Source organism: uncultured Bacteroides sp. (genome assembly GCF_910585845.1).
Lineage (GTDB): Bacteria > Bacteroidota > Bacteroidia > Bacteroidales > Bacteroidaceae > Bacteroides.
In genome coordinates this window covers 67,718-82,052 of the sequence record NZ_CAJUHF010000004.1, presented here as the reverse complement: position 1 = coordinate 82,052, position 14,335 = coordinate 67,718, and the positions used below count along the sequence as shown (strand labels likewise).

At 49.9% G+C, this 14,335-nt stretch carries 12 protein-coding genes; 7 read left to right on the top strand and 5 right to left on the bottom strand.

The genetic code is table 11. From position 1 onward, the window contains the following. The first annotated feature begins 24 nt into the window (after positions 1-24). A complete protein-coding gene (locus QZ323_RS02220) occupies positions 25-2,532 on the top strand; it encodes a TonB-dependent receptor (protein WP_294632472.1) in 2,508 nt (835 codons plus the stop codon). Positions 2,533-2,565: 33 nt separating this feature from the next. Here the strand turns inward: QZ323_RS02220 and QZ323_RS02215 are convergent, their stop codons facing one another. From QZ323_RS02215 to QZ323_RS02200, 4 genes are all read right to left on the bottom strand, one after another. Continuing rightward, on the bottom strand, positions 2,566-3,627 hold the full coding sequence (locus QZ323_RS02215; protein ID WP_294632470.1) for a GNAT family N-acetyltransferase: 1,062 nt from the start codon (positions 3,625-3,627) through the stop codon (positions 2,566-2,568). A gap of 93 nt (positions 3,628-3,720) precedes the next feature. Next, positions 3,721-4,635 carry a phosphatidylglycerol lysyltransferase domain-containing protein gene (locus tag QZ323_RS02210; RefSeq protein WP_294632468.1) on the bottom strand — a complete coding sequence of 305 codons (915 nt, stop codon included), beginning with the start codon at positions 4,633-4,635 and terminating at the stop codon, positions 3,721-3,723. 183 nt (positions 4,636-4,818) lie between these two features. Beyond that, the gene (locus QZ323_RS02205; protein ID WP_294632467.1) at positions 4,819-5,514 is read right to left on the bottom strand and encodes an LrgB family protein; all 696 of its coding nucleotides are present in this window, start codon (positions 5,512-5,514) and stop codon (positions 4,819-4,821) included. A gap of 13 nt (positions 5,515-5,527) precedes the next feature. Beyond that, a complete protein-coding gene (locus tag QZ323_RS02200; protein ID WP_294632465.1) occupies positions 5,528-5,866 on the bottom strand; it encodes a CidA/LrgA family protein in 339 nt (112 codons plus the stop codon). Between the two features lie 321 nt (positions 5,867-6,187). On the opposite strand from QZ323_RS02200, the gene QZ323_RS02195 reads away from it, so the two are divergent. From QZ323_RS02195 to QZ323_RS02170, 6 genes are all read left to right on the top strand, one after another. Next, positions 6,188-6,871 carry a hypothetical protein gene (locus tag QZ323_RS02195; RefSeq protein WP_363174828.1) on the top strand — a complete coding sequence of 228 codons (684 nt, stop codon included), beginning with the start codon at positions 6,188-6,190 and terminating at the stop codon, positions 6,869-6,871. A gap of 34 nt (positions 6,872-6,905) precedes the next feature. Continuing rightward, complete coding sequence (locus tag QZ323_RS02190) at positions 6,906-7,697, top strand: DUF4384 domain-containing protein (RefSeq protein ID WP_294632461.1); 792 nt, start codon at positions 6,906-6,908, stop codon at positions 7,695-7,697. 46 nt (positions 7,698-7,743) lie between these two features. Further along, positions 7,744-9,291, top strand: coding sequence for a hypothetical protein (locus QZ323_RS02185; protein WP_294632459.1), 1,548 nt, complete (start codon positions 7,744-7,746; stop codon positions 9,289-9,291). 131 nt (positions 9,292-9,422) lie between these two features. Beyond that, positions 9,423-10,439 (top strand): phosphate acetyltransferase, encoded by a 1,017-nt coding sequence (gene pta / locus QZ323_RS02180; protein ID WP_294632457.1) that lies wholly within the window; start codon positions 9,423-9,425, stop codon positions 10,437-10,439. Between the two features lie 21 nt (positions 10,440-10,460). Then, entirely contained in the window at positions 10,461-11,660 is a 1,200-nt protein-coding gene (locus QZ323_RS02175; RefSeq protein ID WP_294632455.1) for an acetate kinase, read from the top strand. Between the two features lie 307 nt (positions 11,661-11,967). Then, positions 11,968-13,371 carry an alkaline phosphatase gene (locus QZ323_RS02170; protein ID WP_294632453.1) on the top strand — a complete coding sequence of 468 codons (1,404 nt, stop codon included), beginning with the start codon at positions 11,968-11,970 and terminating at the stop codon, positions 13,369-13,371. A gap of 195 nt (positions 13,372-13,566) precedes the next feature. Here QZ323_RS02170 and QZ323_RS02165 read toward each other — a convergent pair whose 3' ends face one another. Further along, positions 13,567-14,331 (bottom strand): UDP-2,3-diacylglucosamine diphosphatase, encoded by a 765-nt coding sequence (locus QZ323_RS02165; protein WP_294632451.1) that lies wholly within the window; start codon positions 14,329-14,331, stop codon positions 13,567-13,569. Positions 14,332-14,335 lie beyond the last annotated feature (4 nt).

Sequence of the window (14,335 nt, the reverse complement as noted above, 5' to 3'; positions counted from 1 at the left end):
AACGCTTCGTTTTATCCCCCATAGATGCTGGCGTTAGCCCCATTGGCAGTGGCACAAAACTCAACGCCTCAGTTTCAGATAAAAGGAGTTCTGTTAGACTCGCTGACACAAGAAGGCGAACCCTACGCCACCATTAAAATAGTAAAAAAAGAGACACCCGCACAAGCACTGAAAATGCTGGTAACAGACATGAAAGGCAAATTTCAGGAAAAAGTTCCGGGAACGGGGAATTTTATCCTGACAATCTCCTCCGTAGGCAGAAGTACGATTGTAAAGAACTTTGCGGTGAAAGCCGGAGAAACGGTAGTGGACTTTGGAACACTCTACATCACGGATGCATCCAACGAACTGGGACAGGTGGAAGTCGTCGCCCAGAAACCGCTGGTGAAAGCCGATATCGACAAAATAGAATACAACGTGCAGGATGACCCCGACTCGAAGTCAAACTCCGTACTGGAGATGCTCCGCAAGGTACCGATGGTGACCGTAGACGGCGAAGACAACGTGAAAGTGAACGGCAGCAGCAACTTCAAGGTCTACGTGAACGGAAAGCCCAACAACATGATGAGCAACAACCCTACGGAAGTGCTGAAAAGCATGCCTGCCAACTCCATCAAAAACATCGAAGTAATCACTAATCCCGGTCCTAAGTATGACGCCGAGGGAGTGGGCGGCATACTGAACATCGTCACCATAGGCGGAGGGCTGGAGGGCTACACCGCCACTTTCAGCGGAAACGTCAGCAACATGGGCGCCGGAGGCGGACTGTTCGGCACGATAAAGAGCGGCAAGCTGACGCTGAGTGCACGCTACAACTATAATTACAACAACTCGCCACGCAACTACTCCGGCGGCACACGGCGCACCGTAAGCGGCAATACCGAGGGAGCCTCCGACCTGGACTACAACGGAAGCAGTAAAGGACGCGGCAACTTCCAGTCCGGAAGCATGGAAGCCAGCTACGAGATAGACACCTTGCGCCTGCTGACCATGTCCTTCGGGCTTTGGGGCGGCGGGAACAAGAGTAACAGCCAGAACAACACCTTCGCCACCCAGCCCGGCACCGGCGACGACCTGTATCAGTATATCTCAAACGGCAACAGCAAGCGGTCGTGGTACTCCATCGACGGAGGCATCGACTACCAGCGCATGTTCAGTGTCAAGGACCGTATGCTGACTTTTTCCTATAAGATCAATACCCGGCCGGAAAGCTCGGATGCCTATTCCACCTACGAATATGACATGGATAACGTAGCTCCCGACTGGCAGGACTTCATGGCGCGAATGAAGAACCAGCATAACGACGGTTCGCAAAACACGACCGAACATACCTTCCAGACCGACTATACCACCCCGATAGGCAAGATGCACACCCTCGAAACCGGTGTGAAGTACATCGTGCGCAACAACACTTCGGAGAACGACCGCTACGAACAGATGACAGCGGCACAAGCCGACTACGAGTTCGACAGCGAGCACAGCTCCCACTACAAACACCGCAACGACATCCTCGCCGCCTATATCGGCTACGGACTGAAGATAAAGAAGTTCTCCGGACGGCTCGGCGCACGTTACGAGCATACGATGCAGGACGTGAAATACCACTTGGGTAAGGGAGATGATTTCAGCAAGAACTTTGACGATCTAGTACCTTCCGCAAGCATAGGATATAAGCTGACGGACATGTCCAACCTCCGCTTGGGCTACAACATGCGCATTTACCGTCCGGGAATATGGTATCTGAATCCCTACCTGGACGACAGCAATCCCACGAACATCAGCCAGGGTAATTCGCACCTCGACAGCGAGAAGAGCCATGCATTCGACCTGAGTTACAGCAACTTCACGCAGAAGTTCAACATCAACTTCTCGGCTCGCTACAGCTTCACCAACAACAGCATCGAGCGCGTGACGGAGCAGAAGAAGGATACGGAAATCGACGGACTGCAGAACCCCACCGGAAAGGAAGTGCTCTATGCCACCTTCCAGAACATCGGCAAAAGCAGAAACGTCGGCCTGAATGCCTACGTCAACTGGAACGCCACCTCCAAAATGCGCATCTACATGAACCTCTACGGCAACTACAGCTACATGGAAGGTGCCAACGGACTGAAGAACGACGGCTGGAGCATGTTTGCCTACGGCGGCATCCAGCAGTCTCTGCCTCACGACTGGCGGGTCAGCCTGAACGTCTTCGGGCAGACACCCTGGATCATGTTGCAGGGCAAGGGCAGCAGCTTCATCGACTACAGCCTGAACGTAAACAAATCATTCTTGAAGAAGCGCCTGACTTTGTCGGCTTTTGCCAGCAACTTCTTCAATAAGTACCAGCGTCCGACTTCCACAATAGAGGGCATCGGTTTCATACAAGAAAGTTGGAACAAATATACCCGCCAGCGTTTCGGTCTCAGTGTCAGCTATCGCATCGGCGAACTCAAAGCCAGCGTGAAGAAGGCTTCTCGTAGTATCAGCAATGATGACGTGAAGAGTAGCGGCGGCGGAAGTGGCGGAAGTGGCGGAAGTGAAAACTAAAAAGCATGCTCTCGTTAAATGGAGGAGAATGCCTTAATTTAACATCAAACTCATGTATGTTTGCTCAGTAGGGAAAAGTTTGATTGCAAGTTGCCCGATGGTCAATTGTTCGTGAGGCTGTTCCGGAAGTGGGGTACGGTGGTAGGTACACTGACCTTCGGCCAGGCGGTAATAACCGTTATTGACGGGCAGGTACTCGTCGGTAAGAGCGATGTCTAACTTCTCTTCGGGATGGGCGGCGGCGTAAAGACGGAGTACGGGCAGGGCTTGAATGATGCGTATCATGCCTAAATCGAAACCGGTATGCCTGTCTGTGCAAGGGGTGATGATGTTGAGGCTTTCGACCTCCATGCTCTTGCAAATGTGGGTAAGGAGGGCGTGCTCTGTTTCCGGCGTATCGGAAAACAGTTCTCCGATGTGGAAAACAACAGGGGGAACAGTATGCGAAACGGCAGGAGAAACATCCGGATAGGCTACTGCTAAAGCGCGGACGCCACACTCGTCCGATAGTGTAAAGATAGCACCGCCGCTCAATTTCAGGTCGGCAAGAAGTACGCGGAAGTCAGCGTCCGTATGTTGCAGGCAGCAGGAACGCTCGTGCATCTTGCGGTTCAGATAGTGGTAGGCTTCTTCGTTGTAGTCGGTGAACGATTGAAATTCTTCGTTCTCGGAAGCGGACGGAGAAGCGTCTATCTCTTCTTTCGGCAGGCGATAAGTACGTTTCTCGTATCGGAAGGCCGTTGCATACCCCGTACGGGCATAATAGCCGAAGAGCCACGGTTCGGCAGGAATGAGGGTGCTGAAGAAGGTCCCGTTGCGGTACATCCTGCCGAACGCTTCGGATAGCAACCGATTCATTACGCCCCGATTGCGGTGATCGGGATGCGTGCAGGCACCTGAGACGTATGCCGTAGGGACTTCACTGCCACAGAAGGTCATCGGGTAGGGAAGCATCTGCAAGGCGGCTATCACCTTGTCACCGCTTTCGATGGCTATGTTTACTTTGTTGTTGTAGCGGAGGCGGAAATACATCTCCACAAACTCTTCGCTGTCGTCGAAACAGAGTTTCCACAGGGCTTTTACTTTCTCGCGCATCGTTCGTTTTCTGTTTTTTTAATGAAAGATCATGAAGGACTATGTAAGATTGGTGAAAAGAAAGACTGATTGACCGGAGTGGGTGAGGGCAGGCTACCATTTCACGGGTTCCACAGGAGCCTCCTTCAGGCATGCAATGTATTTCTCCAAAATGATTGCCGGCTGATAGGAGAGCTTTGCCTTGCGCAGACCCTCGATGCCCAAGTCCTCTTCGCGGTTGATGTAGGTGTACTGTTCGGGGATATGGTTGGCAAATTCATAGTTTATCATGGCATAGGCACCGTCGATGTGGGTGTCTGCTTTCTCTACATGCACTCCGAACGTATCCTGATTGATGGGCATGCCGAACGTAAAGGCAGCAATCCGATTGTCCACATGCAGGATGCCGCCCGTCAATCCGAGTGCTTCGAAGTGATGCAGGGCGTAGGTGAGGGCGCGGCGTTCGTTGCCGGTGCCTTCGTGCTGGTTGCAGTTGTTGGCTTTGCACCATTCGGCTTCCAGGTCGAGGCATTCGCGGATGCGGTCGGGGGTGAGAGGCACATACTCGTAGTTGTAGGTCCTTCGGAACTTGTTCAGATGGTTTCGCTTGGCTTGCAGTTTCTTGCCGGCCAGCGTGGCGAGGTCGGTGCGCAGATAGAGGTAATCGGCATAGTCCCTGTCCGCCTCGAAGTGGAATTCGTCCGGCATGATGGCTTCCAAGTCTGCCCGCATACTGTCGCTTACGCCAAGCATGCAGAAACGTTCGCCTTCTTGTGCGGCGTCCTCCATCATCTCGTCCAATACCTTCTTCATATCTCCGTTTCCTATGGGCGTCATGTACACCAGCTTGCCCTCGGCCCAGAATTTCAGTATCAGAAATCCGTCCTGCGTGGCAAACTGCGTGTTGTAGAGGAAACGCCAACTGCATAAGTTGGAGAAAGAGAGGTCGCAGTTCCGCTGGGGAGCGGCCTGCGTATAGGACGTGATCACTTCTTTGTCCTTGATATCGATGTCTTTGAATGATAGCATACGGTTGTTGATGTTAAGTTAATGATAGGGGTATAACAACGGACGGGAAGAAATTGTTAGAAGTCGTTTTTACTTTTTTAGAGCCTGTTTCAATTTTGTTCAGTCTTCTTTTGAGAGTTCTTTTCGGTCTGTTTCTCTGTTTTTATGAGGATCATAGCGGGCTATGTGACGAATAACAGGCTCTTACAGCAGTCCCAATAATTGCAGGATGGTCGGCGTGAGCATGGCGGTGAAAATGCCGTTTAGCGTCAGTCCGAGTCCGGCGTAGGCTCCGTATTTCTTGCTGATGTCCATTGCAGTGGATGTTCCTACGGCGTGGGCGGCGGTTCCGAGAGACAATCCTTGGGCGATGGGGCTTTCTACATGGGTCATCTTCAGCGTTTTTACGCCCACGATGCTGCCCAGCAAGCCGACACACACCACTACCGCTGCCGTCAGCGACGGGATACCACCCAGCGTGCGGGTCACTTCCATCGCGATGGGGGTCGTGACAGATTTAGGGGCGAGCGAATAGATAATCTCCTGAGGGGTACCCATCAGTTTGGCAATCACTACCACCGAAATGACTCCCACCAGACAGCCCGCCAGTTGGGAGAGCAGAATGGGGAGCAACTGTTTCTTGATGGCCTCCAGTTGCAGGTAGAGCGGCACGCCGAGTGCCACTACGGCGGGTTTCAGCCAGAACTCGATGAGATGTCCGCCCTTGTTGAAAGTCTCGTAGCTGATATTTGCCGTCTTCAGAAAGATGATCAGGACGGCGATGGTCAGGAGAATGGGGTTCAGCAATAAGATCCCCGTCTTCTTCTGCAACAGTTTGGCGAAGAAGAACAAGCCGAATGTGACGGCAAGCAGAAAGAACTCGTTGTTTAAGTAACTCATTTGATTAAATAGCTCATTTGATTTTACGTGTTAGTTGATGTACCCACCCTGTCACGACCAATACCAGCAGGGTGCTGACTAAAGAAGCGATGGCTATGGGCCAGAACTGTGCGGCGATAATGTCGAAATAGAGCATCAGTGCCACGCCGGGAGGGATAAAGAAGAATCCCAGGTTAGCAACCAGAAAGTCGGACAGCCCTTGCACCCAGTGCAACTTGATCCAACCTAATTTCAAGAAAAGGGTGAGCAACAGCATTCCTATGATGCTGGATGGCAGCTTGACTCCCGTAAGGAAAACAACCAGTTCACCCAAAGCCAAACATCCGAAAAGGATGGCGCATTGACGAATCATATACTATATACCTATTTATTATGTTTTTCGGAATTATTATGTTCTTCGGAAGTTATCGGGAGCTCTTCGGAAGTTAGAGGCCGATAATTCCCGAAGAGCTTCTTTAATGTCCTGTCTCCTTCTGTTCCTGAAAAAACGCCGCAAAGTTAGATATTTTGTGCTTCACTGTCACTGTTTACCGTGATATTTATTTTTATTTATTTGGAGTTTGATGAAAAAAGTGACACAAAATGTATCTTATCAGAAATATTTGTTTATTTTTGCAAAGTATAATGTGCATGAAGTTTCAATATAAATATTAATCATTTAAACGGAAAGAACATGAAAAGGAGTTTATTTATTAGCGCTTTATTCGCGCTTGTTATGATGTTTTGTGTAAATGCGAATGCACAAGAGAAAGCAACAGGAAAAGCTTATAGCGACCTGAAGAAACAAGAGAAAGTTTTGGATAAGGAATTGCAGAAAAAAGCAATCAAAGAGGCACGCAAGGAAGCCAAGCAACTGGAGAAAGAGGGTTTCAAAACACCCGTAGGAAAACTTCCTTTGGCCAAACAACTGGAAAATGCATGGGAAAAGCAGGCTGAAATGGATACGGAAGGCAATCCGTACTGGTATATCGCTTCTTCAAGAGTGGTAGGCGGCAATCAGTCGGCAGCCGTTTTGCAGGCCACCAACGCTGCAAAGATTGATCTGGCCGGTCAGATTCAGACTAAAGTGTCGCAACTGATCGAAGCCAAAGTGGCCAACGACGACATGGGACAGGAAGAAGCTGCCAGTCTGTCGAGCGTAGTCGCTTCCAGCAAGAGCGTGATTTCGGCTACATTGGGCCGCACTGTTCCCTTGGTAGAAGTATATAGAACATTGCCCAATAAGAACGTAGAAGTGATGGTAACTATCGGCTACAGCATGCAATCCGCTAACCAGGCTGCCATCCAGGCTATTCGCAAAGAGCTGGCTTCCAAATCGGAAGAACTGGCAAAACAGTTGGATAAACTGGGCTATTGATCTCGATCTCCTATAATAAAAAAGCAATTGCTGAATGAATAGAAATAGCCTGATAGGGTGGATATTCTTTGTGATAGGTATGACAACCGCTCCGTTGCACGCCCAGACCGTCAAGGTGAAGGGCGCGCAAGGGCGTTGGCAGGTCAGTGAGGAAATCACGCTGAAAGAAGCGGAAGAACGCGCCTTTATGGAGGCGAAGAAAGAAGCCTTGCGCAAAGCCGGCGTCATGGAGAACGTGTGGTCCGTGTTCGGACAGATTTCTCAGGAGAGCGGTACGGAACTTCACGAAGCGTATTCGCAGATGAATGTACTTGCCATTGGTGGAATGGTGAATGTCACCAACAAGAAAGTGGAGGAGATATGGGATACGAATGCCCGCAGCCTCTATAAAGTGGTGACTATCGATGCCGTGGTGCAGAAAGAAGAGAAAGTGGACAAGTCGTATGCGCTTGAGGTGAAAGGCGTGGCAAATCTCTATAAAGAAGGGGATGTGTTTTCCTGCCGGCTGACAGTGCACGGGACGGACTCTTATCTGAAATTCTTCTGGTTCGATAGTAACGGCGGAGCACTGTTATATCCTAATACGTATGAGCCCAACACCTTGTTGACAGCAGAGAAAGAATATACGGTTCCCTTCAGTAACGTGGTGGACTACCGCATGGAAAAGCAAGGAAAAGAGAGCGAGAAAATCAATATGATGATGGTGGCTACCAAGGAGAATATCCCTTTTACGGAAGAGGTTACCTACCAAAATGTATTGAAATGGGTCTATTCTATCCCTAATGACAGGCGTTGTGCCTTTTATGACATGATACTTATCAAGTAATGCATGTTACATTATAAAAAAAACTTCTCATAAATCTATGATACAGATGAATAAGATGAAGTGCATCTCGGTTGTCAGTGCCGCGTTCTTCTTGTCGGCATCGTCCTTGTGCGCACAGGACGTTGAGAAAGAGTTTGAAGAGTTTGCGAAGCGGCAGCAACAAGAGTTTGAAGATTTCAAGAACAAGGCAGATGCGGAATTTGAAACGTTCCTCAGGGAAACGTGGCAGAAGTATGAGGCATTTGCCGCTATTCCGGCACCCGAACGTCCCGAACCGCCCAAGCCGGTTGAGTTTGACAAGTCGAAACCGGCCTTGCCGCCGGTGAACATAAAGCCCGCCGCACCGAAAGTGCCGGATGCACCGGTGCCGGACGTAGGCGGTAAAGTGCCGGTCGACGTGAAGCGTCCCAATCTGCCCGCCATCGAGAACAAACCGGCGCCGGGAATATATGTGCCTGGAAAGCCTTATACGCCCGTATTGGTGGAAGTACCTCACGTGAAGCCCGGAAGCACTGTCAGACGTACACCTGTGAGTTTCTATGGCACTACGTTTGAGGTGGCGCTGGATGTGGCGGAAGAGCTCTCCCTGAAGGGAAACCGCGAAGCCGACGTAGCGGATGCGTGGAAGGCCCTTTGCAAGCTAGATTATGAGCAAATGGTGAAGGACTGCATGACCATCAAGAAAGAGAGTAGCCTGAGCGACTGGGCCTATCTGCTTTTTACCAAACAGATAGGTGTGCAGCTGTATGGCGCGGCAAACACGAACAACATCGTGTTCTTGCAGATGTTCCTGCTGAACAAGTCGGGATACAAAGTGAAACTTGCCAAGATCGACGATCGGCTGAAACTGATGGTTGCACCTGCCGGAACGATCTACGGCACGCCCTATCTCACGATGGGGGGCAACAAATACTACGTGTTCGAACCCAAACCGGGCGGATCGATGGGGATTTACACCTATCGTCAGGACTTTGCCGATGCCAAGAATCTGGTATGCCTGAATATAGAAGGTATCCCCGCCTTCTCCATGAACAGCGTTGAAAGAAGCCTGACCTCATCCACCGGTGCCGTGAAAGTGCAGACGCAGGTCAACAAGAACCTGATGGACTTCTACTATGACTATCCGCAGTGCGACGTGGTCATCCACTACAAGACACCGATGAGCGAAGAGTTGCGTTCGTCACTCTATGCGCAGCTGAAGGCGGCCATTGAGGGAAAATCGCAGAAAGATGCCGCCAACATCCTGCTCAACTTTGTGCAGACCGCCTTTGAATATAAGACGGATGGCGAACAGTTCGGATTCGAAAAGCCGAATTTCCCGGATGAGACATTCTACTATCCGTATTGCGACTGCGAAGACCGCGCCATGCTTTACTCTACTTTGGTGAGAGACTTGCTCGGCCTGGACACGATTCTTTTGGACTATCCGAACCATATCGCTTCCGCTGTCCGCTTCTCGGAAGAGGTAGCCGGCGACCATGTGGTGCTGGATGACGGCAGCAAATACTTGATTTGCGATCCTACCTACATCGGAGCACCGATTGGCATGTGCATGGACCAATACAAACAGGTGGCTCCGGAAATCATTCGTTAGTGTTAAATTTTATAATAATTGCAATTCGGGGTAATTTTATACCCCGAATTGCAATGTTGATGTTGCAAAATTGTGTATTTTTGTGGCGTGAATAACACGTCTACTGAATTTTAATACACAATTTTATAGATATGCAGAGATTAATTAATGAAATCGTTGAGCGGGCGAAAGCCGACCGCCAGCGTATTGTTCTTCCCGAAGGTACGGAAGAACGTACTTTGAAAGCTGCCAATCAAATCTTGACAGATGGAGTTGCCGACCTGATTCTTCTGGGTAATCCGGACGAAATCGAAGCTCGTGCTGCAGAATGGGGACTTGGAAACATCAACAAGGCCACCATCATCGACCCGGAAAACCATCCGAAGAAAGAAGAGTATGCACAATTGCTGTGTGAACTGCGTAAAAAGAAAGGCATGACCATTGAGGAAGCCCGTAAATTGGTGGTTAATCCGCTTTACCTGGGTTGCTTGATCATCAAGAACGGTGATGCTGACGGTCAGTTGGCAGGCGCGCGCAACACGACGGGCGATGTGCTTCGCCCGGCTTTGCAGATCATTAAAACCACACCGGGAATCACGTGTGTATCCGGCGCAATGTTGCTTCTGACGCACGCTCCCGAATATGGCAAGAATGGTGTCTTGGTGATGGGCGACGTGGCCGTTACTCCGGTGCCCGATGCTTCTCAGCTGGCTCAGATCGCCGTATGTACGGCACGTACGGCAAGCGCAGTAGCGGGACTCGATCCTAAAGTGGCTATGTTGAGCTTCTCAACCAAAGGCTCTGCTAAACATGAAGTAGTAGACAAGGTGGTTGAGGCTTTGAAGATTGCCAAAGAACTGGCTCCCGATATCGCTATCGACGGCGAACTGCAGGCAGACGCAGCTTTGGTGCCGGAAGTAGGCTCAAGCAAGGCTCCGGGTTCTTCTATCGCCGGACATGCCAATGTGCTGGTAGTGCCGAGCCTGGAAGTAGGTAACATCTCCTATAAGCTGGTTCAACGTCTGGGTCATGCAGATGCGGTAGGTCCGATCCTTCAGGGTATTGCCCGTCCGGTGAACGACCTGTCACGCGGTTGCTCCATCGAAGATGTTTATCGCATGATAGCTATTACGGCTAATCAGGCTATTGCAGCAAAGAATCAAAAATAACCGTTAAATCTGAGATATAAAATGAAAGTTTTAGTTTTGAACTGCGGTAGCTCGTCCATCAAATACAAACTGTTTGATATGGACCACAAGGAGGTTATCGCACAAGGAGGTATCGAAAAAATCGGTCTGCCGGACTCTTTCCTGAAGTTCACGTTGCCCAACGGCGAGAAGAAGATTCTGGAGAAGGCGATCCCCGAACATACCGTAGGAGTAGAATTTATTCTGAATACATTGACTTGTCCCGAATATGGTGCCATCAAGTCGTTGGACGAAATCAATGCCGTAGGCCACCGTATGGTGCATGGCGGTGAGAAGTTCAGCGAATCAGTGTTGCTGACACCGGAAGTGCTGGAGGCTTTCACGGCATGCAACGACCTGGCTCCCCTGCACAATCCTGCCAACCTGAAGGGTGTGAACGCCATTTCCGCTATTCTGCCCAATGTACCGCAGATTGGCGTATTTGATACGGCTTTCCATCAGACTATGCCGGACTACGCATATATGTATGCCGTTCCTTACGAACTGTATGAGAAGTACGGCGTACGTCGTTACGGTTTCCACGGAACATCCCACCGTTATGTCTCAAAGCGTGTTTGCGAGTTCTTGGGTGTAGAGCCGGAAGGAAAGAAAATCATCACTTGCCACATTGGTAACGGTGGTTCCATCACGGCTGTCAAAGATGGCAAATGTGTGGATACCAGCATGGGGCTGACTCCGCTGGAAGGCTTGATGATGGGTACCCGTAGCGGTGACATCGATGGTGGCGCTGTTTCCTTCATCATGGAAAAAGAAGGCTTGGATGCTGCCGGGATCTCCAATCTGCTGAACAAGAAGAGTGGTGTGTTGGGCATCTTCGGCGAATCCAGCGATATGCGCGACTTGGAGAATGGCGTGAATGCCGGCAATCCGAGAGCTATCCTGGCAGAGAACATGTATTTCTATCGCATCAAGAAGTATATCGGTGCATACGCTGCTGCTTTGGGCGGTGTGGACATTATCGTGTTTACCGGTGGTGTAGGCGAGAACCAAGCTTCTTGCCGTGCTTGCGCATGCGAAGGTTTGGAATTCATGGGTGTGAAGCTGGATGCTGAGAAGAATAATGTTCGCGGCGAGGAAGCTGTGGTTTCCACGGAAGATTCTAAAGTGAAGGTGGTAGTGATCCCGACTGACGAGGAGTTGATGATCGCTTCGGATACGATGGATATCCTGAACCGGAAATAATCCTTTTTTGATAATAGATAGCACCGTAACAACGGTGTAACAATAATGCCGGAGGCAACGTGTTTGCTTTCGGCATTATTATTTGTAGGGGCGTTTTCTGTTGTATGTCCGCCTGTTTTCTGCCTATCTGTCTGTTTGTTGTCCTCTTGTATGTCTGCCTCTTGTACGTCTGTTCGCGGCAGGAATATATCGTTTCGGGCATAATTTTTTTGCATAAGAATGAAAGCTTTATGCCTAAATTGCTTTATCTTTGTTATCACTTTAGCGAAAAACATGCTTATTCATAATCACTTAGATATATCAATTTATGAAAAAACTAACCAATTTATTGTTTTTTGTGCTGTTGGCAGGCATGACCTACGCCCAGCAGGCAAAGTATGTGTTTTATTTTATCGGTGACGGAATGGGAGTGAACCAAGTGAACGGTACGGAGATGTACCTTGCCGAGCAGGAAGGACGTATCGGCGTGACGCCTTTGCTGTTTACGCAGTTTCCGGCAGTGGGTGTTGCCACCACTTTCTCTACCACCAATTCTGTGACGGACTCTTCGGCAGCCGGTACGGCCCTTGCCACCGGAGTAAAGACATATAACGGTGCCATCGGCATGGACGACGAGAAGAATGTGATTCAGTCCGTTGCCGAAAAGGCGAAGAAGGCCGGAAAGAAGGTGGGTGTGACGACCAGCGTCAGTGTGGACCACGCCACTCCCGCTGCTTTCTATGCACATCAGCCCAACCGCAGTATGTATTATGAGATTGCCCTCGACTTGCCGAAGGCAGGTTTCGACTTCTATGCCGGTGGCGGTTTCCTGAAGCCGACTACTACTGCCGACAAGAAGGAGGCTCCCAGCATTTTCCCCATCATCGAGGAAGCCGGATATACGATTGCCAAAGGCGTGGAGGATTACAAAGCCAAGGCGGCCAAGGCTGAGCGGATGGTGCTGATCCAAAAGGACGGTGCTTCTCCTTCGTGCCTGCCTTATGCCATCGACCGCAAAGAGGGTGACATGTCGCTGGCGGAAATCACGGAGAGCGCCATCTCTTTCTTGACCAAGGGAAAGAACAAGGGTTTTTTCCTGATGGTAGAAGGAGGAAAGATCGACTGGGCATGCCATGCAAACGATCCTGCCACTACGTTCAACGAGGTGATTGACATGGACAACGCCATCAAGGTAGCATACGAGTTCTACAAGAAGCATCCGAAAGAGACGCTGATCGTAGTGACTGCCGACCATGAAACCGGAGGTTTGGGACTGGGTACAGGCAAGTATGAACTGCACCTGAAGTCTTTGGATAGCCAGAAGAAGTCTCAGGACTTACTTTCTACCGCCATCACGGACTTGCGCAAGGCTAAAGGAAACAAGGTGACTTGGGAAGATGCCAAGGCGCTGCTGACTGAGATGATGGGCTTCTGGAAGGAACTGCCGCTGACATGGGAGCAAGAGAGAATGTTGCATGATGAGTTTGACCAGTCGTTCACAAAGAATCATGTGGTCTTTGAGGAGAGTCTTTATTCGAAGACCGAGCCGTTGGCTGCATGTGCAAAGCGTGTGATGAGTCAGTTGGCTATGGTAGGTTGGACGAGCGGCAGCCATACTGCAGGATATGTCCCTGTATATGCAGTCGGAGCAGGTTCTAAAGAGTTTGCCGGAAAGTATGACAATACGGAGATTCCGAAGCGCATTGCCAAGGTAGCTGGATACAACAAATAAGTTGGTTCGTATTCGAAAGACAATAGGAGATGTTGTGAGTTTGTAAGTTTTTGAGTTTGTAAGTTGATGAATTTTTGAGTTACTCTCATGAGTGGCCAACTTACAAACTCATCAACTTATAAATTCATCACTTCATCAACTTACAAACTCAAAAACTCATCAACTCAAAAACTATCAACCGTTAATTCCTTTCTTCTACAATCTTGTTTCCCCCTCGATGAAGTTTTCGAGGAACAGGTTCTCTCCGTCGAAAACGGCATAGGAGAAGAGGTTGATCCAATCGCCCAATATCGTGACGCGTGCGGTTGAACTGAGCATCAGGTCCAGTTCGATGTGCCGGTGTCCGTAGATGAAGAAATTGATATTGGGATGGCTTTTCAGGTATTCCTTGGTGTAGAGTACCAAATATTCTTTGTCCTCACCCATGTAGTCGGGTTCCTTGCCGTCGACGCGTTTCAGGCGGCTGTGCTTCGCCCAGTTCAGTCCGAATTCTATGCTCCAGCGTGGATGTATGGCGGAGAAAAGGGTCTGTAAGGTTCGGCTGTGGAACATGTAGCGAAGGAGTTTGAACTTCTTGTCCGGGTCGCCCAGGCCGTCGCCGTGTGCCAGGTAGAACTCTTTGCCGTATATCTCGGTGGTGAGCGGTTCGCGGTGGATAATGACGCCGCACTCCGTGGTCAGATAGTCGCCACACCAAATGTCATGATTGCCGATGAAGAAATGTACTTCCACGCCCATATCCGTCAGCTCGGACAGTTTGCCCAAGAAACGTGTATAGCCTCTGGGCACGACCGTCTTGAACTCATACCAGAAGTCGAACATGTCTCCTAACAGGTAGATGGCGGCAGCTTTGTGCTTGATACTGTCAAGGAAATTGACAAGACGTCGTTCTTGGGTACGTCCGTGCTCGATGGCTCGTGAACCGAGGTGCGCGTCCGAGAGGAAATATACATTTTTCATTACT

Bases quoted from the DNA above. Each gene is read 5' to 3' on its own strand.
- QZ323_RS02220 (WP_294632472.1), top strand. From the start codon at position 25: ATGCTGGCGTTAGCCCCATTGGCAGTGGCACAAAACTCAACGCCTCAG.
- QZ323_RS02215 (WP_294632470.1), bottom strand. From the start codon at position 3,627: ATGCGCGAGAAAGTAAAAGCCCTGTGGAAACTCTGTTTCGACGACAGC.
- QZ323_RS02210 (WP_294632468.1), bottom strand. From the start codon at position 4,635: ATGCTATCATTCAAAGACATCGATATCAAGGACAAAGAAGTGATCACG.
- QZ323_RS02205 (WP_294632467.1), bottom strand. From the start codon at position 5,514: ATGAGTTACTTAAACAACGAGTTCTTTCTGCTTGCCGTCACATTCGGC.
- QZ323_RS02200 (WP_294632465.1), bottom strand. From the start codon at position 5,866: ATGATTCGTCAATGCGCCATCCTTTTCGGATGTTTGGCTTTGGGTGAA.
- QZ323_RS02195 (WP_363174828.1), top strand. From the start codon at position 6,188: ATGAAAAGGAGTTTATTTATTAGCGCTTTATTCGCGCTTGTTATGATG.
- QZ323_RS02190 (WP_294632461.1), top strand. From the start codon at position 6,906: ATGAATAGAAATAGCCTGATAGGGTGGATATTCTTTGTGATAGGTATG.
- QZ323_RS02185 (WP_294632459.1), top strand. From the start codon at position 7,744: ATGAATAAGATGAAGTGCATCTCGGTTGTCAGTGCCGCGTTCTTCTTG.
- pta (WP_294632457.1), top strand. From the start codon at position 9,423: ATGCAGAGATTAATTAATGAAATCGTTGAGCGGGCGAAAGCCGACCGC.
- QZ323_RS02175 (WP_294632455.1), top strand. From the start codon at position 10,461: ATGAAAGTTTTAGTTTTGAACTGCGGTAGCTCGTCCATCAAATACAAA.
- QZ323_RS02170 (WP_294632453.1), top strand. From the start codon at position 11,968: ATGAAAAAACTAACCAATTTATTGTTTTTTGTGCTGTTGGCAGGCATG.
- QZ323_RS02165 (WP_294632451.1), bottom strand. From the start codon at position 14,331: ATGAAAAATGTATATTTCCTCTCGGACGCGCACCTCGGTTCACGAGCC.